This window comes from Pseudoalteromonas sp. T1lg21 (assembly GCF_002964625.1).
Lineage (GTDB): Bacteria > Pseudomonadota > Gammaproteobacteria > Enterobacterales > Alteromonadaceae > Pseudoalteromonas > Pseudoalteromonas gelatinilytica.
This window is the reverse complement of record NZ_PQBX01000006.1, coordinates 141152-164848: the sequence shown is the minus strand read 5'-3', so window position 1 is coordinate 164848 and position 23697 is coordinate 141152. Positions and strand designations below refer to the sequence as shown.

The following is a 23697-nucleotide window of genomic DNA, read 5'->3' as shown; positions in this document are numbered from 1 at the left end:
TAAACATAACTGAGAATTAATAAGCTCTATGCTAATCTAAATTTGGCATAGAAGTTATTTGGCGCTAGCTTATTTTAATAAATTCATCTTTCTAAACAGAGTTACAAGCCTTCAAAGCTTTTAATCTTATTCTTGTATAAGGATCTAATTTAGAAAAATTAATGCCATTATTTAAAAGCTCTAGCAATAATGCATATTTTCTCTCCGACTCTTCATCATCATATATTCTCCAGTAAATAGAGCTTTGTCTAAACAGAACATTTAACTTTTCCAAGTCATTCTTTGAGTAAAAGTGAAGCCATATAGCCTCATGTGCTTCTTTGAACATCACTTTCATTCTCTGACCGAAGCTATAAGAGTAAGCTTCAGATAACAAAATACCTTCAGACGACTTAAAGTCAATGGCCCCTTCTAAAAGAATAACTTTCTTAACAATTGCACGATATATATTATATCGATCTTTACTGCATCCATGCGAACTTATGACTCGATTTAGATACTTTAACTTCATTTTACTATCTTTAGTTTTGTAATAGATATCTAAGGCAACATTATTAGATACACCGATATTACCAGCATCTCTATTTTTCATTTCTGCTTTTTTTAAATCCGAAACCTTTGAACTACTTGATTCAATAATGAGTTGTGCCTGCTCATATTTGGGTTGCCCCTTAGAAGACAAATATTGGACTTCCCTCGCAAATTTTTCAGCCTCAACAATTTTTCTCTTTTTATTATAAATAAAAGCAATATTTAAATATAATGACAACCTATCAACTCTTTTAAGAACCGAGACTTTATCTTTTATAGAAGAATATATTAGTAATGCTTCATCAGGCCTAGATAACATTCTCAATGCCACAATCTCATTTTTAAAAAGGGTAATCATTTCTACACTGGAAACATTTCCATAATCATTAGTTATATTTTTTATTTCTCTAAAAAATGACAAATACTGTTTAAATCTATCCTCCTTCATCAATAAAGCACCAAAGGATAGGCAAAGTTTTAAACTTTCATTTAATAAACTTGAGTTATTAGAATTAGCAGAAATCTTAGTAATGAAACTGCAACATACTTAAGACTAAGTGCAAACTTACTAGATAAACCTAACAACTTTTTGTTTTGTGGGGATAACGATATGGATCCAAACTTCCAGTCAGAACCAAAATGAGAATCAGCTATGATCTTTAAAAATTTCTCGATCTCACGCTCTGTCATTTTCGTGAATAAATATTCCCGAACTAACTCTTTAACTTCGTGAATTTTATCTTCACTGGCACTTTTACTTTTTATCTCTATACTTGTGCCAATAGCACTTTTTTTAATCAACCCGAGTTTATCTAGTTCTTTTAGATGTGAAATTTTAAAGTTATAACCTTGACCCATTTTCTTTAAGTTTGAATAAACATCACCATATTTTAGTAAGCAAAGATTTTTAAGTAATGTATAGGCTCTTTGGCTATGTGAATCTTTTAAAGCCGCTAAACCTTCAACTCTTCTAATTATTTCTTTTGGTATATTATCTTCACTACACTCTATTATTTCAGCTGGTTTTGAATTATTCCTTATAACCTCTTCTATATTTCCATAATCTAAATCTTCAATTAGTTTTTTTAAGTATTGTGGAACACCTAAAGATAATTCCACTAATGAATCCTGTTCATCTTCTGAAATTGAATCACCTAAAAAGAAGTTAATATATTTAATGCAATCAAACTCTTCTAACCGACCAAGTTTAAAAAATTTAATAAAATTTTCGCCGATTACTACATCGCTACATACTATAATATTTGTAAACGGATTGTAGTCCATCATGGCTTGGGTTATGTCAATTACTTTCTTTATAACATAATCATTTTTCGATGAAAAATTATCTAATACAACAACATTTTTCCCTTTTGGAAGTTTTGTAATAAACTGTTGAACTTCAACACCAAAATTATCTTTGAATGTATCTAGGAAATCATCTACAGAATCCACACTTGATAGGTCTACTTTATAAAAGTTTATATCGTGTTCATTTTCTTTATTAAATGATGAAAATATAAACTCATCCTTTGAAACCCCCCAATCAGAAACTAAATTAATAATCCTATTTTTATCAATATATTCTTTTAGAAGCTCTCTTTCTGTAGTTCTTATTACATAATTTACAGGATCAACATTAACATACCACTTACTTAAACCATTATTAATGTTATCTTTAATAATTTCTACTTCATGATTTTCTATCTCGTTGTCAACTTCTAACCCATTCTTGCTTTCTAAAGTTTCGTTTAGTTTTGAGTTAAACTTTTTTAAGAAAGTATGACCATCTATTCCGCTGTATGCCCGAAACCTTCCTCTTGTGATAACAGGATTTATAATTTCTATCAATTTTTTATATTTCGAATTTATTGTAGTTTGGCAGTTTTCAAAGAATGCCCATATTATATTTAGATCTACATCGTCGTCTTCTGCGACTTCTTTTAAAGCATTAATAAAAACATCTTCCCAGCCCCCATAGCCAATAACGAAGAGAGTTTTATTTCTTAATATTTTTTTTAATGAGTTTATTAATTGTACTCTTTTAAAGTTCAACTGATTATATGTATGCAATGTATCTGACTCAAGCCAATGCCCATGAATATGGACTATTTTGAGTCTATCATCTATTTGCTTTTCAAGAGAACCATCATTATGAAAAACCAACAATGATGGCTCTTCATTAATTCTACCAAGTGCTACTCTTAATAATGGATCAAAATTAGTAGTTATTACTGGACCTGAAAACTTACTATTTAATTTTAAAATACTTGCTAAACTTTCAATAGCTGGAGGTATTTCCCAATTTAAAAAATCTTTCTCACATTCCCTTAGTATAGATTTACTTTTATAATCAGAAACTTCACCTTTGTACGCATTCAAAACGGCCTGTTTAATTATCTCATTCGGAATAACAGGATCTGTATATTGATGCAAAAACTCAAATGAACTTTGATATTTTTCTATATCATTAAAACCTTCAATTAAACATGTCTCTTTATATTTATCAAACAAATCAGGGTATTCTTTTTTTACAAAACTTTCTATTAAAGAAACTATCCCACTAACATTTTCCACCCCAACCGTTCCACTAGAACATTTATACGTAGATAAAGGAGAGCCATAAAGAACTGCCACATCCTTCTTTGAATATAATAAAGCCTCAGCCAACCCATCATCATATATGCTTAACATAAACCACCATGCTATTTCCAATATCTTATTTTAAGTATTTTAGCCTTACCTTAATAAAGCAATTTAAATGTTTCTCAAAAAACATAGCGAAATATTAAAAAAACCTATCCGTATAATCCTATTCCCCGTGATCACACCTGAAACTAAGTTAATGATGAGTAATTTACAGCATGGATGCTGTACAAAGCGTAGCTTGGCCATGGATGGCCTATCTACGCTGGTTACGTTCACATCATTAACGTAAGTTGAAGATCAAGTGTGATCCTCGGGTGCGCCGAGAGAGTCCAGAGAGAGGTCGGCGGCAGCCTCTCTTTGTTGCCATCGCCAACGCGATAAAACCTCAAATAGAGGTTTTTAATCCCTTAAAAATCCTGCACGCAAACTCTAGGTCTGTACGTTAAACTTCACTATCTACACGTTATAACTTGGCTTACTTTCCGCCACTAAACCAAGCTCATTATTTTGCTGTTGATAAACAGCACTTTCTGCAAACTCAAAACTATTGATGCCTACCCACAATTTGGCGCTGTTTGCCTGTGCAACCTGATATGCCCAGTCGCTCACTGAGCGAGACTTTTCAGCATCACAATTAAAATAATCGCTTAACTCATTTGTTATATGCTGATTATGAACAACTAGGTTTTGCTCTTGCCAACGCTCGCGGTGCTCTTGCGCGGCTAAAAAGTCACGTTTACTGTTATTGCATTTACTATGAGCTGCCACAAAGTTGTGGCCGAGATCATTGGCGTAACGCGTAAACGGAATAAAGTGATCAACCTCAGTTTTGCTGTTTAATGCCTTTTGACAATAAAAACAGTGACCACGTTGTAGTTCTATTAATACAGGTTTTGCTTTATTGAGTGCATTGCGATCAAAGCCAAATAAAAAGTCATGAAGTTGGCTCTGTGGGCCGATTAGCGCTTGGTTGTATTTAATGCTTTGAATTTTTTGTAGCCATGCATTTTTAGCTAAATAGACAACTAAATCGTAAAAGCGCCTAAAGCAACTAGCAATACCTGCATTTAAGGTGATGTATTGCAGCCCTTTAACATGAGGGTATAAGAAGCACTCTTCCTTGCCATTTAGCTTTTGTAATAACCATAGCGGTCCATCTTTAATGGTTTGTAACGTTGTTCTGCGTATGTTTTTCCAATCACTGCACTTTTTTAATTGGCTAACTGAATTAATGTTATTTAATTTTGCATCGTGCAGTGTGGTGATTATTTTGGCTTGTTTTTTGGAGTTGGTATTTTGTAAAAGTAGCTGGTCTCTATTATTACCAATGGCACCAAATGGAGATGCTTGATGCCAATACAACGTAATAAACTTTTCGACTAATTCGTCAAAAGTTATTTGTAATTGCGAATTCGGATCTAATTGCTGTTTCTCAATACTTATATCAGCTAACGCATGCAACAGGGCAAACTTATAAGTGGCACTGAAGTCCCCATCCACCAACATGCGTTGAATATATGCGATAAAGTCGAGCTGTAGTTGCATAGCCATATCCAAACTATACCTTTACTACAGACTTTGATAAAACGCTGAGGGCTTCTTTTAAGCGCATAAACTAAATCCTATTACTGCGGCTTAAAATGAATAAACCGCTCCATGGTTATTTCTTGATACTAAATGACGAGCCGTTAAGCCAGCATTAAGTTTAGGAACAATCTAGCATGAATAACCATGAAAAATATAGGTTTTTTCGATGATTGAAATAATAACTCTAATTTATCGAAGAGGATTTTAATGCAGAAATGCACTGCAACGGGTTACAATCAATTTTCAAGTTTTGTTTTATAAGACTAAAGAACTATCTAAAACTTTAACTCTTTTTATGATAACCAAGTGTTATTGAGCTTTTAAGGATATCAAGCTCTATGCAAATACCTAATATTGAATTTCATCTCCCGATTAGGCGGTTACTGGAAGCAGTAGCCACTTCCAACGTGGAGATAAAATATGAAAAAATCGCGCTCACTAAGGCGTCATCATTACGCTAGATTAAAAAATAAAGTTGTAAACCAAACTTACTTTGGTCATAGCAAAAACGATTGGCGTTGTGCACTTAAAAACAAAATTGGTTTTTATGCTAACACTGCAAAGTGCATTTCTTCGGCACTTAGCTCAAACCCAAGAAACAATAAATGGAATTCAAAAAAACATCAATTAACGCTGCAAGAACGCAGAAGTGAACTTGATACAAAAGAGTTTAATTACTAAAGCTAAAAGGTCGGCAATTGCCGACCTTTTTTGTTATTTGCGCTAGAGTTAAGCAGCCAAGCTACTTCATCGTTCTTCTGTGCAAAATGGCGTTTAGCCATGTTTCTGTGGCGCGCTCAGGGCGTTGGTCGGCGCTTTGCCATGACTTGAGGATAAATAGGTCGGTGCCTTTGATAATGCTTTCAAGGGCTTGTTCGTTTAGGTCGGTAAATTCGCGACCGTTGTGTTCGCGCTCGCCGTCGCCGTATTTAAACGATACATACACGATGCCTTGTGGCTTTAATGCGCGGGCAAGGTTATTGAATGCGTCGGTTAAGTCGTTTTTTGCTACGTGAATAAGGCTTGCGCAGCACCAAATGCCGTCGTATTTGGCAACGTCGTTTAGCTCTAGAAAGTTGCTTACTGCTACGTCTTGGTTTAAGTATTCTGACGCCAGCTTTGCCATAACTGGGCTGATATCGAATGCATCTACGCTATAACCACGCTCTTTAAAGATGAAAGCGTCGCGGCCAGAGCCACAACCGGCATCGAGTAAAGCGCCTTTTTTTGGGATCAGCGGTAAGAATTCGTCGTAAAGTTCATTGAGGTCTACATCGAGTGTGGCATCTACAAATGCTTGCGCATTTTGGTTGTAGTATTCGACGGTTTTGGATGCCATTTTACTTCCTTTATAGGGGCAAGATTGCTTGGCGCTAAAATACCATTAAAGCTAGGTAACGCAAAGGATGAAATGTGATTTTAGATGCTAAAAATCAACGGCTTTAGAGTAGGTATTAGAAGTTAGTTGGAGGGGGATTGGAGGGAGTAGTTACGAGGTGCGAGGGACGAGATGCGAGATGCGAAGGACGAGATGCGAGATTATATACTTTTAACTCAACAACATTGCACAATTGGCAATTTGCTAGCACTATTATGTATTAAGAAGACTTTAGTCTGAGGTAAGCATGAACGACAAGCAAACTCATTGCCAGCCAACAGGTTGCAAACAGTGTGAAGACCATTTGGCACTAGGCTTTGATTTTACAATGGCTTTTCAGCCAATCATTGATTGCACCGATAAACACATTTTTGGCTATGAGGCTTTGGTTAGAGGGCCTAATAACGAGTCGGCTTATTCTGTTATCTCACAAGTGAACGATGAGAACCGCTATACCTTCGACCAGCTTTGTCGTATTAAAGCTATTTCGCTTGCCGCTGAGCTGAAGCTTGATTCTGTGCTTAGTATCAATTTTTTACCTAATGCAATTTACAAGCCTGAGCGCTGTATTAAAACAACCCTTGAAGCTGCAAAGCAATATGGTTTTCCGGTAGAGCAGATTATGTTTGAGTTTACCGAGGTAGAACAGGTTGAAGACAGTACGCACATCAAACGTGTGATCGAATATTACCAATCACTCGGATTTATTACCGCAACCGACGACTTTGGCTCTGGGTATTCGGGATTAAATTTATTGGCTGATTTTCAGAGCAATATAATCAAGCTCGATATGGAGCTGATACGCGATATTCATTTAAATAAAGCCCGCCAAATCATAGTGAATCATTGCATTGCTATGTTTGAAGAGCTCAACATCACCGCCCTTGCCGAAGGCATTGAAACAGTTGAAGAGTATCAATGGTTACGCCAAGCCGGCGTAAGTTTAATGCAAGGGTATTTCTTCGCCCGCCCAGGGTTTGAGAGCCTGCCAGAGGTTGATTTTAGTAAGTTGGGGTAAGTACGAGTAACGAGAATCGAGTTGCGACAAAACAAGAGCTTTCAGCTGTAAGCCCTCAGACGCATGAAGACATTAGGTGCTAGGTGCTAGGTTCTGGGTTCTAGGACGCGATGTAAAATCGCTGCTACTTGTTCGGCGTTAAAACGCCCCCTACATCTCGCATCTCGTATCTCGTATCTCGCATCTCGTTCCTTTCCCCTTTACTCTTTCCCCTTGTAACTCGCTAACTTAAGACACTTCCTTGCTAAAGCCAGTCCTACACGGGAAACATTAGGTGCTAGGCTCTTGGACGCGATGTAAAATCGCTGCTACTTGTTCGGCGTTAAAACGCCTCCTACATCTCGCATCTCGCATCTCGCATCTCGCATCTCGCATCTCGTAACTTTACTCTTTCCCCTCGAAACTCATAACTCGCAACTTTCCCCACTTTTAGTACCGTTTTTGTGAAAAATAACAACTTATTCGTTGATGTAGTTACAATTTATCTGTAACTTGTGTCGCCCATTTCGCTACGCACGACTATAATATTAAGCGAAATCAACATTTTCATACTAAATACTAGGGATACACAATGAAAAAACTTCCTATTGCATTGGCTCTATGTGCTGCTTTTGTGTCTGCAAACACAATGGCAGAGGTTCGCATAAATGGCTTTGCTTCTATTGTTGGCGGTAAAGCCCTTGACGACGACGCAACCCTTTACGGTTACGATGACGATATTTCGTTTAAAAACGAAAGTATGTTCGCATTACAGCTTTCTGCAGATTTACAAGAAAAGCTAAGCGCTACGGCACAAATTGTGGCGCGTGGTAGTGATGATTTTGATGCTGAGTTTGAATGGGCTTATTTAACTTATGAGTTCAGTGATGAGCTACAAGTGAGTGCTGGTAAAATGCGCGTGCCTTTTTACCGTTATTCAGACTTCTTAGACGTTGGTTACACTTACCGTTGGGTTCGTCCACCGCAATCTGTTTATAACCTCCCGTTTTCAACGTATGAAGGCCTAAGCCTGTTACATAACACGCAATTAGGTGATTGGGATTCAACCGTTCAAGTTATTTACGGTAGCTTCGATGGCAACATTGCTGTGGTATCGGTTAATGGCGATACAGAGCTTAATGATATTGCTGGTATCAACTGGACGATGAGCTATGACTGGTTCAGCGCTCGTGCTGCGTACTTTGTAGCTGATACAACAATTGCAATTGAAAACGACACCGATGCAGGTGTTGCACTTAATGGTCTTGAGCAAACTCTTCGCGCTGCGGGATTTGTTGATCAAGCAGATGATATTGCTGTAAACGAAGATGACGGTTCTTTCTTCGCAGTGGGCTTTTCAATTGATTACAACGACATTCTATTTGATGCTGAATACACTGAGTTCGAAGTAGAAAACAGTGCTCTTGCTAAACAAACTCAATACTACACGTCTGTTGGTTACCGTATGGATGAGTGGATTGTGCACTTAACTTACGAAAATAACGACGACAAACACGATAGCAACCGCTACAACGCGCTACCTGCAGTACCAGCTTTAAACGCAGGTATTAATCAGGTGCTTGAAGGCGTTAGAGCAAAGAGCAACGTGTATACCATTGGTACGCGTTATGACTTCCACCCATCAGCTGCATTGAAAGTAGATTTCAGCCGCTTTAAAGATGACATTTCAGATACAGAAACCGACGTTGTTGCTGTTGCTGTTGATTTAGTTTTTTAATTGGAGTTCATAATGAAAAAATTATTAATCGCTACAGCAATGACTCTTTGCTCGCACGCTGCATTTGCTGATGTTGCTGTGATTGTGAACCCTGCAAATGGCAATGCTATTGATGAAGGGACAATCAAAAAGATTTACCTTGGTAAGGCCAAGTCGTTTGATGATGGCACAAAAGTAAACCCGGTAAACCAAGACGGCAACAGCGTAAGCGATGAGTTTAACGATAAGGTTGTTGGTAAGTCGAGCAGCCAGCTTAACGCTTATTGGTCGAAATTGGTATTTACTGGTAAAGGTACTCCGCCTGAGAAACTAGCAAACGATCAAGCTGTTATTGATTTTGTTGCAGCCAACGGCGACGCCATTGGTTATATCGATGCAGCAAAAGTAACTGATAAAGTTAAAGTAGTAGGTACTTTTTAAGTCATTACTACGGCTAATAAAAAACCAGGCAATGCCTGGTTTTTTTATGCGCTTAAATTACTCGACTTTAAATTTAGCTGTGGCGTCGAGTAACGAATCAGACAGGTAATGAAGGTTCTTCGCGACATCACGTACCGCCGACAATGAGTCCATTGTTTCTTCAAACGACATATGCATATTCGACACGTTATCAACCACCATACTGGCAACTGATGTTTGCTCTTCGGTAGCCGCGGCGATTTGCGAATTCATACCGTTAATTTCTAAAATCTGCTCAGAGATTTTATCAATCGACTGCCCTGTATTTTCTGCTGCTTCGGCATTGTTTGTGGCCATATCTCGGGCTGAGTTCATTGCATTTACCGCATGGCTTGCTGCGGTTGTCAACGTTGAAAGCAGCTCTCTGATTTCGTTGGTTGAGTGCGATGTTCTTGATGCAAGCTCACGTACTTCATCTGCTACAACCGCAAAGCCACGGCCTTGTTCACCTGCACGCGCAGCCTCAATAGCCGCGTTTAATGCCAGCAAATTGGTTTGCTCTGCAATCGAGGTAATGACGTTTAAGATCTGAGTCACATTTTTAGTGTCATTTGCCAGCTGGTTAATTGTTGATGCCGCTTGGTTTATTTCTTCACTTAATGTTTTTGACTCAGTAACAGAGCGCTGTATTTGCGTTCTGCTTTGCTCAACTTCGCGCTCAGCTGTTTGCGCAGCTTGCGATGCGTTTGCCGCTGAATGTGAAATATCAGCAACACTTTGACGCATTTCTTCCATCGACTGCTTAACGATTTCAGCATCGGATGTTTGTTTCGTTGTAGCACGCTCAGCACGTTCCATACCTTGCACAAGTCGCGTTGAGTTCTCCATTAATGGTTCACACACAGCTATTACCTCAAGTACCGAGCCTTTTAATAGCTGAATAAACGCATTGAAGTTAATTGATACCTGACCAATTTCGTCTTTAGCGTGTACTTCAAGTTGTGTGCTTAGTGAGCCTTTACCGTCGGCTAATAGACGTAAGTTATCTGCCGCAGCACTAGCTGATGAGCCAATTCCACGGGCAATCCAAATTGAGGTAACCACCAATAAAATAAGTGATACAACAGACACAATAAGCATTAAGTGTAGTGCGTTGTCTGAACGCGCTTTGGTTGCTTGTACAAGTTCAAAAAAGCGGTCGTCTGCGCGGGTTTGTGCACGTTTAAATCCCGCTAAAACAGCCTCGTATTGCTGTGTTTTTTGCTGTGCTTGCTGTTGAATTTTACTAAAGTCAGCGGTGCCGTCGATCATTGAGGTTGCAATACTCGACGAGGTTTGTGCATAAAGCTCTAATTGTTTTTTGGTATCGGCATGCACATAGCTGTCGTTGATACTGATGATATTTTGTAGATTTTCGTTAATTGTTTTATATGTTTGTGCAGCACTATCCACTAAGTCTGACTCACCAAATGTTACTGCTTGAGTGTATAACTCATCTAGTTTTTCGAGTAGCGCAACGTTTGCTGAAGTGAGTTTAACGACTTGATATGACGACTTTTCTAGCTCGTCGAGCGAGATCTTGTTGTCATTCATGGCTATAAAATTGGTTACTACTATGATCACGAATGCCGTTATGGCAATGCATGTTATGGCGTGTATTTTTTTTGTGATGCTCAAGTTATTGAATGAAATACTTGCAGACATTGAATCCACCTTTGCTGTCATATTACTTAGTATTATCGCCCGATTTCCCTAAAGTATTAACTATATTTATATATTTTCAGGTTTTTTTCTTATTTTGTGCCGTTTGTGGGAAGTCTAGTAGGAGGTACTTTAGTGCCGAATAGAATCAAACATAAATAAGAGCTTTCAGCTCTTAGACGCGCGAAACAAGTTTCACGCCTACGAATGAAACATAGGCGCTAGGACCTGGGTTCTGGGTTCTGGGTTCTGGGTTCTAGGCCCTAGGACGCGATGTAAAATCGCTGCTACAGACTCGCATCTCGCACCTTTCCCCTCGTAACTTGAAACTCGCTAACTTAAGACACTTCCCGGCTAAAGCCAGTCCTACGCGGGAAACATAGGCGCTAGGATCTAGGCGCTAGGACGCGATGTTAAATCGCTGCTACAGACTCGCATCTCGCACCTTTCCCCTCGTAACTTGAAACTCGCTAATTTAATACATTTCCCGGCTAAAGCCAGTCCTACGCGGGAAACATCAGGCGCTAGGTTCTGGGCGCTAGGACGCGATGTAAAATCGCTTACTCGCACCTTTCCCCTTTACTCTTTCTAACTCGCTAACTTTCCCCTTGAATCTTTCTCTTTTTTAATAGCGTTCTTTGGGGCTGATCTGTATAATCCGCGGCCTATTATTTACCCTATTGCTTGTTTATTTTCGCAGTTGCTGCGCCCATAACCCTGTCAGTATTTTTCTAGGAATAATTCGTTGATTTCAACCGCTAATATCACCATGCAGTTTGGTGCAGAGCCTCTGTTTGAGAACATTTCAGCTAAGTTTGGTAACGGTAACCGCTATGGTTTAATTGGCGCGAATGGCTGCGGCAAATCGACCTTTATGAAAATTCTAAGTGGTGCGCTTGTGCCAACGTCTGGCAATGTGTCGATTGCGCCGGGTTTAAAGCTAGGTACACTAAGCCAAGATCAGTTTGCGTTTGAGCAATACACTGTGGTTGATGCGGTGATCATGGGTGATGCAGAACTTTGGAAAGTTAAACAAGAGCGCGACCGTATCTACTCACTACCAGAAATGAGTGAAGAAGACGGCATGAAAGTCGCTGAGCTTGAAAGCATTTTTGCCGAAATGGATGGCTACACAGCAGAAAGCCGTGCGGAAGAAATTTTGATCCAAGCGGGTATTGAGCAAGAGTTTCATTACGGCTTAATGGCAAACGTTGCGCCGGGCTGGAAGCTTCGTGTGCTTTTAGCACAAGCGCTGTTTGCAAACCCTGATATTTTGCTGCTTGATGAGCCAACCAATAACCTTGATATTCACACCATTACTTGGCTAGCTAACGAGCTTAACCAGCGTAAGTGTACGATGATTATTATCTCTCACGACCGTCACTTCTTAAACTCGGTATGTACACACATGGCCGATATCGATTACGGTGAGCTACGAATTTACCCTGGTAACTACGAAAAGTGGATCGAAGCTTCAAGCTTGCAACGCGAACAGCTGCTTGCTGAAAACGCAAAGAAGAGCGCCGAAATTGACGAGCTACAAGAGTTCGTAAACCGCTTTGGTGCTAACGCATCAAAAGCAAAACTAGCGAGCTCTCGTGCTAAGCGCATGGATAAAATTAAGCTTGATGAAGTAAAAGCATCGAGCCGTATAAGCCCATCACTTCGTTTTGAGGAGGGCAAAAAGATGTATCGCCAAGCATTAGAGCTTACCAAGCTAGGTCATGGCTTTGAGGGTGAAACCCTGTTTAGCGGTGGTGACTTATTACTAGAAGCCGGCGCTAAGCTTGCGGTTATTGGTGAAAACGGTGTTGGTAAAACCACCCTATTACGCTGCCTAGTGAATGAATTACAAAGCAACGAAGGTGTGGTTAAGTGGTCTGAAAATGCCAGTATTGGTTATTGCCCGCAAGACAGCAGCAAAGAGTTTGATAACGACTTAACTCTATTTGATTGGATGTCGCAGTGGCGCACCGCTAAGCACAACGATTTAATGGTTCGTGCTATGTTAGGCCGTTTATTATTCACCGCAGATGACGCTAACAAAAAAGCACGTAACTGCTCGGGTGGTGAAAAGAACCGCCTATTGTTTGGTAAGCTCATGATGCAAGACATCAACGTGCTTATTATGGACGAGCCAACCAACCACATGGATATGGAAGCCATTGAAGCACTCAATAATGCATTAAAAGATTACCAAGGCACACTGATTTTTGTGAGCCACGACCGTGAGTTTGTATCGTCATTGGCGACTCGTATCATCGATATTAAAGATCAACAGCTTATCGATTTTCAGGGCACGTTTGACGAATATATGGACCATGTTGCGCAACAAGCGCAGTAACCCCTTCTTCGAAAAGGTGAGCAAGTTAGCTCACCTTTTTTGTTTACGTTCAGTTACATAATACCTTTGACTGACTTACCCAATTTAGGTAATTTGCATCTCTTTTACAAAGAAAAATAAACTTTAAAGGATGTAAATGAAAAAGCTTCTTAGCATATCGGCATTAACACTGGCATTAACAGCGTGTGGTGGCGGTTCATCAACAGACAAAAAACCAGATGTAAAAGTTGAGCAAAATACTGCGCCTACCCTCTCAGGCTCACTGGCCCTTTCTATTAAAGCGCTTGAATCAGCTAATTTAGTTGTTGATTTAAAAGATGAGCAAAACGACAGTGTGACAACAACGATTATTGATAAGCCAGAATGGCTGACTGTAACCACCAGCAGTAATCAAGTAACTTTTAGTGCTGAGCCAAGCCTATTCGACGTTGCTAACCACGCTTTTACTGTGGAAGTCTCTGATGGTAAAGCAAGTAACCAATATACCCTAACCGTTAATGTCGCTGAAAACCGTGCCGCATGGCAACCAATTGAGCTTAGCAACAGCGAAGTGATGGGGAATTGGCAGTCAAGCGATAGCAGCGTGCAGCTTTCGTTTGCCTCTGAAGACACCGGTGTGATTGCTCAAAACGGTGAGTTAAGCCGTTTTAGATGGTCAAATCCTGATGTTATTGCGTTAAATACCCAAGCAATTGATTGTTTGCATGAGTGTAATCAACAAGCCCTTCTTGAAATGGAAGTGTTAGCTAAGCGCAATGACGCTATTCGTGTTGAGCTTTTTAATGTATCAACCGATAAAGGCGAAGTAGTTACCCTTTATAAATCAAATACAGAGCTTAGCTCTGCGTATTATGTTGATATGGATGACAATACTTTTCACATGGTGAATCATGTAAACACCGAAGGTGAAGAAAGCTATTTTGAAGTATCGATAGCAAGCTATATTCCAACAGCTTCAGGCAGTACCACATCATTCCCTTATGCAGAGTTTTCGGCGACCTTAGAAGGTAAATCGTTAGCGATTAATGGCGACAAATTTATTACGAACAGCTATGCAAATCAGCTAAATAAAGAAGGCTACGAGGTGAATGTAGAGTTTGACCTTAACCTCGTTAATGCCGAAGTAGTTGCGCAGTTCGATGATTTTGCGGTTCTAAAACTGCAACATGTTCTTAGCTATCATGATGAAGCTGACGCTGCGAATATTGTTGAGTCAGAAGAGCTAACTGAAGCTATGAAAGTGCAAACATCGGTTGTTGCATTACAAAAACTGACACCGATTGCGGTTCCTGAGCTTAAAGTGGGTAAAACGTATACTGGCCGCTTAAATAATAAAAATTCAGATACAGGTGAAGGATTAACGCTTCGCTATTTACCATCATTTTTCACTATCACTGCCGCCGACACTGCAACGGTAACATTCAATACGCCAATAAGTACCGACTCGTTCAAGTGGCATTACAACTTAGACAATAATGGCGACACCGTTAAGGTAACCGGCAATGGCCTAGATACCAGCTTACAATTTTTCACTCAACCTGATGGTAAAACTCTCATGGTGCGCGAGCGAAATAAAGAAGAGCGTCAGGCTCGCTTAGGGTATGAATTTTTGGAAGTGATTGATGATTCAACCATCACTCTTGATGACTATAAGCATCTATTTAGCTACTTACGTCAAGACTACACCAGCGGCAACCTGAAAACATACTGGTTTATAAATGATGATGGTAAAGGCAGCTTCTATTATGCTGATCAATATGGCCTTGAAAACAGAGCTAACTTTACGCCAAATACCTATTGGCAATTTGAAGCTGATAATAGTATTAGTTTTGCAATGATGTCTCAGTGCCCAGGCGCAGTTGATTATGCTAGCTGTAAGGATGAAGTGTTAGGCGATGATGAAATTTTATATGCCTCTTTAATTAATTTTAAAATTATTCATAAAGAAGCAGATAAATTCATTTTCGACCGCCTGTTTTGGCAGCGTATCTATAACTACAGCGATAAAGAAGTTGAAGAAAACATATACCAAAACAGTTATTGGTTAGGGATTGAAAAGTAAAGGAGCTTGCAGCGGTCAGACTACGTGTAGCAGCGGGTTTATCCCGCGTCCTTGGCGAGGTTCTTGGCGCTGGGATTTAGGTTCTAGGCGCTAGGCTCTAGGATTTAGGTTCTAGGCGCTAGGTCCTAGGCTCTGGGCGCTGGGACGCGATGTAAAATCGCTGGTTTCTAGTCGTTAGAGGTCAGATGTTAGATGTCAGTCGAGCTGTGGGGTTGGTTAGTTCGAGAGTTTTTCGCAACAAAAATGCCTCTTATGCAACATTGTAGGAGGTACTTTAGTGCCGAATCGGACGTCGAAAAGAGCGGTTAGTCAGACGCGCGAAACAAGTTTCACGCCTACGTGTAGCAGCGGGTTTATCCCGCGTCCTTGGCGCTAGGCTTTAGGTTCTAGGCGCTAGGACGCGATGTAAAATCGCTGCTACCTCGTATCTCGTATCTCGTATTTCGCATCTCGTATTTCGCATCTCGTATTTCGTATCTCGTATTTCGTATCTCGTATTTCGCATCTCGTAACTTTCCCCTTTCCCCTCGTAACTTTCCCCTTTCCCCTCGTAACTTTCCCCTTTCCCCTTTCCCCTTTCCCCTTTCCCCTTTCCCCTTTCCCCTTGAAACTCGCTAACTTCTTTAAATAAAAAAGGCCACACAGTTTAACTGTGTGGCCTTTGTACTTAACGGAATTTTAAGTTAAATATCGAAACGGTCGGCGTTCATTACTTTCACCCATGCGTCGACAAAGTCTTTTACAAAACGTTCGTTGTTGTCGTCTTGTGCGTAAAACTCTGCGTATGAGCGTAGGATTGAGTTTGAACCAAACACTAAATCAACGCGTGTTGCTGTCCATTTAGTTGCACCTGTGCTGCGCTCAACAATATCGTAAAGACCATTGCTTGTTGGCTTCCATGTGTAAGCCATGTCAGTTAGGTTTACAAAAAAGTCTGTGCTAAGTGTGCCTACATTATCTGTAAACACGCCATGCTTAGAGCCGCCGTGGTTAGTGCCAAGTACACGCATACCACCAACAAGAGCGGTCATTTCTGGTGCTGTTAAGCCCATTAATTGCGTACGCTCTAGCATTAGCTCTTCTGCTGAAACCACGTAATCTTTCTTCAACCAGTTACGGAAACCATCGTGAATTGGCTCAAGTACGTCGAACGAGTCTGCATCTGTCATCTCGTCTGTGGCATCACCACGACCCGGCGCAAATGGTACGGTGACGTCAACACCCGCTGCTTTTGCAGCTTGTTCAACCGCAGCAGAGCCACCAAGTACAATTAAATCAGCGAAGCTTACTGGTTTGCTTAAACCCGCTTGTACTGATTCAAGTGCGCTTAATACTTTAGCTAAACGCTCAGGCTCGTTACCTTGCCAATCTTTTTGCGGTGCTAGGCGAATACGTGCACCATTTGCACCACCGCGATGGTCTGAACCACGGTAAGTACGGGCGCTGTCCCATGCTGTTGCAATTAAGTCTGCTTGACTTACACCACAGTTAAGTAGCTTGCTTTTAAGCTCGCTAATTTCGCTGTCTGATAAGGTGTAATCCACCGCTGGGATCGGATCTTGCCAGATCAGATCTTCGCTTGGTACATCGGCACCTAAATAACGTGATTTAGGGCCTAAGTCACGGTGCGTTAGTTTGAACCATGCACGTGCAAACACATCACTAAAGTATTCAAAATCATCGTTAAAACGTTCGATAATCTTACGATAGGTTGGGTCCATCTTCATCGCCATATCGGCGTCGGTCATAATAGGATTTAAACGAATTGATGGATCTTCTACATCAACTGGTTTGTCTTCTTCTTTAATATCGATTGGTTCCCACTGCCACGCACCTGCTGGGCTCTTCTTAAGTTCCCACTCGTAGTTAAGCAGTAAGTAGCAATAACCGTTATCCCATTTAGTTGGGTGAGTGGTCCACGCGCCTTCGATGCCTGATGTCATGGTATCGCGGCCAATACCGCGTGAGTTATGGTTGTTCCAGCCAAGGCCTTGCTCAAACACATCAGCCGCTTCTGGCTCAGGGCCAACGTTTTCTTCGCTACCATTACCATGGGTTTTACCCACAGTGTGGCCACCGACTGTAAGCGCTGCAGTTTCTTCGTCATCCATTGCCATACGGGCAAAGGTTTCGCGAACTTGTTCAGCCGTTTTAAGTGGATCAGGATTACCATTCACCCCTTCTGGGTTAACATAAATTAAGCCCATTTGTACCGCTGCTAATGGGTTTTCCATGGTGTCTGGTTTAGCTACATTTGTATAACGCTCATCACTAGGTGCTAACCACTCTTTTTCAGCGCCCCAGTAAACGTCTTTTTCTGGATGCCAAATATCTTCGCGGCCACCTGCAAAACCAAAAGTTTTTAAACCCATTGATTCGTATGCCATATTACCGGCTAAGATCATTAAATCAGCCCAAGAAAGTTTGTTACCGTATTTCTTTTTAATTGGCCAAAGTAAACGGCGTGCTTTATCTAAGTTAGCGTTATCTGGCCATGAGTTTAATGGCGCAAAGCGTTGATTACCCGTACCACCGCCACCGCGGCCATCTTCTAAACGGTATGAACCTGCTGAGTGCCACGCCATACGGATCATTAAACCACCGTAATGGCCCCAGTCAGCTGGCCACCATTCTTGGCTTTCGGTCATTAAGTTTTTTAAATCGGTTTTAACGGCTTCAAGGTCAAGAGATTTGAATGCTTCTGCATAATTAAAGTCTTTGCCGTAAGGATTCGTTTTGCTGTCGTGTTGATGAAGAATGTCGAAATTGAGTGCGTTTGGCCACCAGTCGGTATTTGATTGAGCGGTGACAGTGTTACTACCATGCATTACCGGGCACTGGCCCGTTTTTCCATTACTCATTATATGCTCCTCATAAGCTAAAAATATGACGAAACGCTAAAAAGTCGCTTTTATCCCTTTCGTCATAAAGAGAGATTTTCTAATAGTTATGAATAACTAATAGCAAATAAGTTCCTGTTGTTTAAAACTATAGGAGTTGTATATAAATAAAGCTAGATCTAGATCATGGTTTTAAATCGATTGCACCGATAGAAAAATCTGATTTGATTCATTTTGTAAAACCGTCCATTTTATAAGGGTATTTTTTAACAGCGAGTAGCCCTTATGAAAACTATTAATCCTGATGTTGCTAGACAACTAAGCATTAACTTTTTTATCGCCAATTTACCTATTTTGATGTTAACGGGGCTGGTAGTTGCTTCGCTTGTCGGGCTAACCTTTAGAAGCTCAGTATTGTTTTGGCTGGCGTTGTTAATCACACCTTTAAGCATTAATTATTTATATTCTAAAAAACGCATAAAACAGTTTTGCAAAGACAACAAATGCTCAGATATTTCTTGTCTTGCCAAGCAAACTGATTAATTTTTAATTTTATTACCCAGTCACCAGATTATTTAGCCTGCAACTTGTTTAAAAATTAATTAGTTATGCGAGTTTCATAGGTAGTTTGAAGGTGACAGTAACACCGTTATCGGGTTTACTATCGATGCTCACTTCACCTTGCAGCGCTTGCGTTGCAAGGTTATAAACGATCGACATACCCAACCCACTGCCGCCACTCCCTCGTTTGGTGGTAAAAAATGGCTCAAACACCTTGTACATCACATCTTCAGTCATGCCATGACCATTATCTTTGTAGGTGACAGTGTAGCTGTGATTGTCATTATCTATGCTCACAGCAATATCTATGCGGTTTTGCTCTCGGCCAATAAAGCCATGCACGCAGCTGTTATTAACTAAGTTTAGAATTATTTGGCTAAGCGCCCCTGGTACGGTGATCAACGAAAAGTCTTCGACGCAGTCGATGTTTACTTCGACACTATGGCTTCGCGTTAGCGGCATAAGACTGTGCAATATATTTTCAAGATAATCTTTAATATTGGTATCTAGTAAATTAAGCGATGACTGATCAACTGCGGTTTGCTTAAAGTCGCTAATCAGTTTTGCAGCCCGCTCAAGGTTGGTAAATGATATTTTGATGCACTCGTTTAAGTGATTCATACCTTCGAGTAAGGCCGTTTTTGTTAAGGTATTTGCCTCTATATGTTTGTTAAGGGCACTGAGTTTATCTTTTGCCGAACTATTCGCGGTTACTGCAATGCCAATAGGCGTGTTGACTTCATGTGCAATGCCCGCAACAAGATTACCCAGTGAAGCCATTTTCTCGGCTTCTATGAGTTTTTCTTGCATTGCGGTGAGTTCTGATAAGGTTTTTTCAAGTGTACGCGTACGTTCAGCTACACGTTGCTCTAGATGCTGATTGGCGCGCTCAAGTTCTGCATTGATACGTTCATTCTCTTGTGCAGACAGGGCTCTGCCATAAAGATCTGCCAATGCACCAATAAATGAACATTCATCTTCTGTCCAATGCCGCTTGCCACCAATATGCTCACAGCAAAAAATCCCGATCATTTTTCCTTTATAGCGAATTGGTGCATCAAGCATTGCACCGATATTAAGAGGGGTTAAATAACTTTCGCTAAATTCATAGGTGGCAGGGTCGGTATGAGCATCTACTGCGGTAATCGTACGTTGGGTGTCGAGCGCTTTGAAGTAGGCTGGGTATGCATCACGAGGGAGCACTAACATTTGAATTTCTTTGCCGTTTTCTCTATCAAGTAACAAACGACACTCAATCGCCGTGTTTTCGGCATTTAAAAGCCAAATCCCAGCTCGGCCAATTTCAAGGCCATCAAGAACAGCATTTAGAATTAAGCGTTCAGCTAATTCAACATTGCCACTATCAAGATCGGAAGAAATTGATACTCCATACAGCAGTTGGACTAGTTGTTGGCGCATACTCTCACCTTTTAGTTTTACGACTCCTTAAGTCTAGACGAACATTATGATTCTGACAGAACGAATATAAGTTTTTAAAAACTCATTTAGTATTAAGTAGTTGTTCAGATAAACAGGGGTATATTGTACCTAACTCCTGTTGATACCCCTTACGACTTTATGTTGTTTAAGCAGTTTGGCCAGCTCTCCCCCGAGCTGGTTTTTTTTTGCCTAGTCCACAGTGCTCACGCATGTTACAGTTACTCTAGAACTCACTAAAAATGAAAAGATCATGCGTTATACCTTAATTTTAATTACTTTTTTAATGAGCTTTAGCACGTTTGCAGCAGCTCAAAATGAACCTGAAAACCGCCCTGCACTGAATGAAGCAGAACAACAACAAGCACTCGATAAACTTCAAGAACCTATGTATAAGCCATTGTTAGAGCGTTATATTCTTGATGAATTAAAAGCAGTGCGCCAAGACCAACAGAAACTGCGTGAAGATGTGACCAAACAAGTTGCTCACACACAACTTGATACTGCCGACCGCGCATTAACTTATACAACCGACACCATTAATAATGTGTTTTTTATTATTACCATTACCGCTTCAATTTTAGTTCTAGTTGGCTGGAATTCGCTGCGTGATGTTAAAAACAAAGTAGAAGACATTGTTAATACACGCGTGAGTGCAATCACCAAAGAATACGAAGAGCGCTTAAAAGTACTAGAAGAAAAACTACGTGAGCGATCTGAAGAGATCTTAACGAATCAGAAAAAGATCTCAATTACGAATGAGGTTCACTCTTTATGGATGCGTGCCAATTTAGAAAGCGATGTTGCCAATAAGATTGAAATTTTCGATGAGATCTTAAAACGTAAGCCAGAAGATGTAGAAGCGATTGCCTATAAAGCCGATGCGTTACTTGAAAAGAATCAAACCACAGAAGCTATTGCACTTTGTAATCAAGCATTAGAAATCGATAGCGATTACGGCTATGCATACTGGCAACGTGCTTGTGCGTATGCATTACTGCACAAACACGCCGATGCTATGGCTGATATTCGCATGGCCCTTGAGTATTCTCCTAACTTGCGTAACGAGCTATTACACGAGAGCGCGTTTGCCAGCCTGCACGACAACGACAGCTTTAATTCGTTGTTAAACGAAACGGTTTAAACCCATGTAGCAGCGGGTTTATCCCGCGTCATAGGCGTTAGGATTTAGGTCCTAGGCACTAGGATTTAGGTTCTAGGCTCTAGGATTTAGGCTCTAGGTCCTAGAGCCTAGGACGCGATGTGAAATCGCTGACTTTTAGCCGTTAGAGGTCAGATATTAGATATCAGCCGAACTGCGGGGTTGGTTAGTTCGAGTGTTTTTCTCTGCAATGAAAACCTTGTTCGAGGCATTGTAGGAGGTACTTTAGTGCCGAATTGAACTTAGAAAAGAGTGGTCAGTCAGACGCGCGAAACAAGTTTCACGCCTACATGTAGCAGCGGGTTTATCCCGCGTAATAAGCGTTAGGCTCTGGGTTCTAGGTCCTAGGCGCTAGGACGCGATGTAAAATCGCTGCTACCTCATATCTCGCATCTCATATCTCGCATCTCGTTACTCGTACCTTTACTCTCGCTAACTTTACTCTCGCTAACTTTACTCTCGCTAACTTTACTCTCGCTAACTTTACTCTCGCTAACTTTACTCTCGCTAACTTTACTCTTGCTAACTTTACTCTCGCTAACTTTACTCTTGCTAACTTAATCCCCCTCTATTGCAAAAACACCAAATACCGCTAAACTAATCATTAAATACCTAATGATTATAAAAGCAATCAATATGCGTTCTGAACAGGCAGCAAAAATGGCACAAAAGCTGGGCGATTTGATACGCCAGCACCGAACACTTCATTATACGCAAAGTACATTTGCGAAAATGATTGGGGTATCACGTTCAACTGTACAAAAGTTGGAGCAAGGTGATGTTGTGAAAAGTGACATTCTTTTTGAAGCGCTGGTTGTACTAAACTTACAAGGAGCACTGCTTGACGAAATAAATGAATTAGCTGCAGACGTAGGTGGCTACAATACGCGCCAACGCAAACGAAATTCACCACAGGAAATTAATGATGACTTCTGAGTGCTATGTCTTTATAGATGGTTTAGAAGAAAAACCCGTTATTTGTGGTTACTTTAAATTAGATAATCAATCAGGTCGCGGTGAGTTCAACTATGGTAAGAGCTATTTAGCCCGAAGCGATGCCTTTGCTCTAGATCCAGTACATCTGCCATTAAAATCGGGGATTTTCAGTTACAGCGCAAACAGAGGTCTATTTGGCGTATTGAGTGATGCAGGAGCTGACTCGTGGGGGCGCAAGTTAATTCTTTCGCTTCATACTACAAAACCCAAAAACGAGTTAGAATTTTTATTAGCTGGGTCTGGGTATGGCGTAGGAGCTCTTGTTTTTAGTCTCTCGCGAAGTGCCTCAAAGCATAAAACTAACAAAAACACCTTGTCTGATTTAGCCTTGCTAGACCAAGCTAAAGATGACTTGCTGGCGAATAAAACAATTTCTGATGAAGCTAAGAAAGCATTTGAGTTTGGCCAAAGCATGGGGGGAGCTAGACCAAAGACCTCTATACAAATTGACAACAAACTCTACTTAGCAAAATTCAATCGCCAAGATGATTTATTCAATCTAGTCAGAGCTGAACATGCTGCAATGAAAATGGCGGAACAGCTTGGTATTCGAACGGCTCCTACCTTTATTCATAAAACACATACCGGTGATGTGCTACTTGTTGAGCGGTTTGATGTTAGTAATGGGTTACCAACACACCACTTTTTAAGTGCGAATAGCTTACTTCAAAAACCTAAAGTTGCTATGAGTGATCTTTCAAGTGACTACTCATATGGTCAATTAGCTGAATTTATAAGGCATCAAACAATGCAAAATGCAGGTGATGCTGAAGAGTTGTTTAAGCGAATGGTGTTCAATGCGTATATTGGTAATACAGATGATCACACTCGCAATCATGCATTCCTATATTCATTTTCACAAAAAAATTGGCGATTAAGTCCAGCTTATGACATCACTCCAATCAACAACTCAAAACAACATGGTCTTGGCTTTGGCGATGATGGTCGTTATGCAAGTAAAAGCAATTTTTTATCTCAGGCTAAGCGATTTGGATTAGCAAATTCTGCAGCAAAAAACATCATCAAAGAGATTGAAGAATATTGCAAAGATTGGCCGACTCACTTTAAACATTTTGCCGACGTTAGTGATGAAGATATCACTCGCTTAAAAGGTGTAATTCCTGAAATAAATGAAGAGTAATAGTGCGAAACAAGTTTCACGCCTACGTTTTATCCCGCGTCATAGGCGCTAGGGTTTAGGTTCTAGGCTCTAAGACGCGATGTAAAATCCCTGGCTTTTAGCCGTTAGAGGTCAGATATTAGATATCAGCCGAACTGCGGGGGTGGTTAGTTCGAGTGTTTATCTCTGCAATGAAAG

18 protein-coding genes are annotated in these 23697 nt (G+C 40.5%); 11 read left to right on the top strand and 7 right to left on the bottom strand.

The window, feature by feature from the left end; translation table 11 throughout:
- Positions 1-91: 91 nt before the first annotated feature.
- The 3 genes from C2M25_RS05325 to C2M25_RS05315 all read right to left on the bottom strand — a co-directional run bounded on the left by C2M25_RS05325 (position 92) and on the right by C2M25_RS05315 (position 4722).
- On the bottom strand, positions 92-979 hold the full coding sequence (locus C2M25_RS05325; protein ID WP_105180616.1) for a hypothetical protein: 888 nt from the start codon (positions 977-979) through the stop codon (positions 92-94).
- 41 nt (positions 980-1020) lie between these two features.
- Positions 1021-3222 (bottom strand): SIR2 family protein, encoded by a 2202-nt coding sequence (locus tag C2M25_RS05320; RefSeq protein WP_105180615.1) that lies wholly within the window; start codon positions 3220-3222, stop codon positions 1021-1023.
- Between the two features lie 411 nt (positions 3223-3633).
- A complete protein-coding gene (locus C2M25_RS05315) occupies positions 3634-4722 on the bottom strand; it encodes an HNH endonuclease signature motif containing protein (RefSeq protein ID WP_199775153.1) in 1089 nt (362 codons plus the stop codon).
- A gap of 462 nt (positions 4723-5184) precedes the next feature.
- Here C2M25_RS05315 and C2M25_RS05310 point away from each other — a divergent pair, with 462 nt between their 5' ends.
- Positions 5185-5445: a hypothetical protein gene (locus tag C2M25_RS05310; RefSeq protein WP_105173759.1), complete on the top strand. Its 261-nt coding sequence runs from the start codon at positions 5185-5187 to the stop codon at positions 5443-5445.
- A 61-nt stretch (positions 5446-5506) separates the two neighbouring features.
- Here the strand turns inward: C2M25_RS05310 and C2M25_RS05305 are convergent, their stop codons facing one another.
- Positions 5507-6103, bottom strand: coding sequence for a class I SAM-dependent DNA methyltransferase (locus tag C2M25_RS05305; RefSeq protein WP_105180614.1), 597 nt, complete (start codon positions 6101-6103; stop codon positions 5507-5509).
- Between the two features lie 286 nt (positions 6104-6389).
- Here C2M25_RS05305 and C2M25_RS05300 point away from each other — a divergent pair, with 286 nt between their 5' ends.
- The 3 genes from C2M25_RS05300 (at position 6390) to C2M25_RS05290 (ending at position 9297) form a co-directional block, all read left to right on the top strand.
- Entirely contained in the window at positions 6390-7160 is a 771-nt protein-coding gene (locus C2M25_RS05300) for an EAL domain-containing protein (RefSeq protein ID WP_063703958.1), read from the top strand.
- Positions 7161-7731: 571 nt separating this feature from the next.
- Positions 7732-8877, top strand: a complete 1146-nt coding sequence (locus C2M25_RS05295; RefSeq protein ID WP_063703955.1) for a porin — start codon at positions 7732-7734, stop codon at positions 8875-8877.
- A 12-nt stretch (positions 8878-8889) separates the two neighbouring features.
- Positions 8890-9297, top strand: coding sequence for a hypothetical protein (locus tag C2M25_RS05290; protein WP_063703953.1), 408 nt, complete (start codon positions 8890-8892; stop codon positions 9295-9297).
- Positions 9298-9354: 57 nt separating this feature from the next.
- On the opposite strand, the gene C2M25_RS05285 is transcribed toward C2M25_RS05290, so the two are convergent.
- Positions 9355-10980, bottom strand: coding sequence for a methyl-accepting chemotaxis protein (locus C2M25_RS05285; protein WP_063703950.1), 1626 nt, complete (start codon positions 10978-10980; stop codon positions 9355-9357).
- 742 nt (positions 10981-11722) lie between these two features.
- On the opposite strand from C2M25_RS05285, the gene C2M25_RS05280 reads away from it, so the two are divergent.
- Both C2M25_RS05280 and C2M25_RS05275 read left to right on the top strand, forming a co-directional pair.
- Positions 11723-13321 (top strand): ABC-F family ATPase, encoded by a 1599-nt coding sequence (locus C2M25_RS05280; RefSeq protein WP_105180613.1) that lies wholly within the window; start codon positions 11723-11725, stop codon positions 13319-13321.
- Positions 13322-13457: 136 nt separating this feature from the next.
- Positions 13458-15383, top strand: a complete 1926-nt coding sequence (locus tag C2M25_RS05275; protein ID WP_105180612.1) for a hypothetical protein — start codon at positions 13458-13460, stop codon at positions 15381-15383.
- A gap of 683 nt (positions 15384-16066) precedes the next feature.
- On the opposite strand, the gene katG is transcribed toward C2M25_RS05275, so the two are convergent.
- The gene (gene katG, locus C2M25_RS05265; RefSeq protein WP_105180610.1) at positions 16067-18244 is read right to left on the bottom strand and encodes a catalase/peroxidase HPI; all 2178 of its coding nucleotides are present in this window, start codon (positions 18242-18244) and stop codon (positions 16067-16069) included.
- Positions 18245-18508: 264 nt separating this feature from the next.
- On the opposite strand from katG, the gene C2M25_RS05260 reads away from it, so the two are divergent.
- Complete coding sequence (locus tag C2M25_RS05260) at positions 18509-18766, top strand: hypothetical protein (RefSeq protein WP_063703943.1); 258 nt, start codon at positions 18509-18511, stop codon at positions 18764-18766.
- A gap of 63 nt (positions 18767-18829) precedes the next feature.
- Here the strand turns inward: C2M25_RS05260 and C2M25_RS05255 are convergent, their stop codons facing one another.
- Positions 18830-20203, bottom strand: coding sequence for a GAF domain-containing sensor histidine kinase (locus C2M25_RS05255; protein ID WP_063703941.1), 1374 nt, complete (start codon positions 20201-20203; stop codon positions 18830-18832).
- A gap of 271 nt (positions 20204-20474) precedes the next feature.
- Here C2M25_RS05255 and C2M25_RS05250 point away from each other — a divergent pair, with 271 nt between their 5' ends.
- From C2M25_RS05250 to C2M25_RS05240, 4 genes are all read left to right on the top strand, one after another.
- On the top strand, positions 20475-21365 hold the full coding sequence (locus C2M25_RS05250; RefSeq protein WP_063703939.1) for a tetratricopeptide repeat protein: 891 nt from the start codon (positions 20475-20477) through the stop codon (positions 21363-21365).
- Positions 21366-21751: 386 nt separating this feature from the next.
- Positions 21752-21979: a pentapeptide repeat-containing protein gene (locus C2M25_RS22290; protein WP_158679681.1), complete on the top strand. Its 228-nt coding sequence runs from the start codon at positions 21752-21754 to the stop codon at positions 21977-21979.
- Positions 21980-22019: 40 nt separating this feature from the next.
- Complete coding sequence (locus C2M25_RS05245; RefSeq protein WP_105180609.1) at positions 22020-22319, top strand: helix-turn-helix transcriptional regulator; 300 nt, start codon at positions 22020-22022, stop codon at positions 22317-22319.
- Complete coding sequence (locus tag C2M25_RS05240) at positions 22309-23520, top strand: type II toxin-antitoxin system HipA family toxin (protein ID WP_063703934.1); 1212 nt, start codon at positions 22309-22311, stop codon at positions 23518-23520. The genes C2M25_RS05245 and C2M25_RS05240 overlap by 11 nt, the downstream gene beginning before the upstream one ends.
- Positions 23521-23697 lie beyond the last annotated feature (177 nt).

What these genes read in the sequence shown, in the direction of transcription:
- C2M25_RS05245 (WP_105180609.1), top strand. Translation starts at nt 22,020, where the DNA reads ATGCGTTCTGAACAGGCAGCAAAAATGGCACAAAAGCTGGGCGATTTG.
- C2M25_RS05295 (WP_063703955.1), top strand. Translation starts at nt 7,732, where the DNA reads ATGAAAAAACTTCCTATTGCATTGGCTCTATGTGCTGCTTTTGTGTCT.
- C2M25_RS05315 (WP_199775153.1), bottom strand. Translation starts at nt 4,722, where the DNA reads ATGCAACTACAGCTCGACTTTATCGCATATATTCAACGCATGTTGGTG.
- C2M25_RS05290 (WP_063703953.1), top strand. Translation starts at nt 8,890, where the DNA reads ATGAAAAAATTATTAATCGCTACAGCAATGACTCTTTGCTCGCACGCT.
- C2M25_RS05260 (WP_063703943.1), top strand. Translation starts at nt 18,509, where the DNA reads ATGAAAACTATTAATCCTGATGTTGCTAGACAACTAAGCATTAACTTT.
- C2M25_RS05310 (WP_105173759.1), top strand. Translation starts at nt 5,185, where the DNA reads ATGAAAAAATCGCGCTCACTAAGGCGTCATCATTACGCTAGATTAAAA.
- C2M25_RS05240 (WP_063703934.1), top strand. Translation starts at nt 22,309, where the DNA reads ATGACTTCTGAGTGCTATGTCTTTATAGATGGTTTAGAAGAAAAACCC.
- C2M25_RS05275 (WP_105180612.1), top strand. Translation starts at nt 13,458, where the DNA reads ATGAAAAAGCTTCTTAGCATATCGGCATTAACACTGGCATTAACAGCG.
- C2M25_RS05320 (WP_105180615.1), bottom strand. Translation starts at nt 3,222, where the DNA reads ATGTTAAGCATATATGATGATGGGTTGGCTGAGGCTTTATTATATTCA.
- C2M25_RS05305 (WP_105180614.1), bottom strand. Translation starts at nt 6,103, where the DNA reads ATGGCATCCAAAACCGTCGAATACTACAACCAAAATGCGCAAGCATTT.
- C2M25_RS05255 (WP_063703941.1), bottom strand. Translation starts at nt 20,203, where the DNA reads ATGCGCCAACAACTAGTCCAACTGCTGTATGGAGTATCAATTTCTTCC.
- C2M25_RS05250 (WP_063703939.1), top strand. Translation starts at nt 20,475, where the DNA reads ATGCGTTATACCTTAATTTTAATTACTTTTTTAATGAGCTTTAGCACG.
- C2M25_RS05325 (WP_105180616.1), bottom strand. Translation starts at nt 979, where the DNA reads ATGAAGGAGGATAGATTTAAACAGTATTTGTCATTTTTTAGAGAAATA.
- C2M25_RS05300 (WP_063703958.1), top strand. Translation starts at nt 6,390, where the DNA reads ATGAACGACAAGCAAACTCATTGCCAGCCAACAGGTTGCAAACAGTGT.
- katG (WP_105180610.1), bottom strand. Translation starts at nt 18,244, where the DNA reads ATGAGTAATGGAAAAACGGGCCAGTGCCCGGTAATGCATGGTAGTAAC.
- C2M25_RS05285 (WP_063703950.1), bottom strand. Translation starts at nt 10,980, where the DNA reads ATGTCTGCAAGTATTTCATTCAATAACTTGAGCATCACAAAAAAAATA.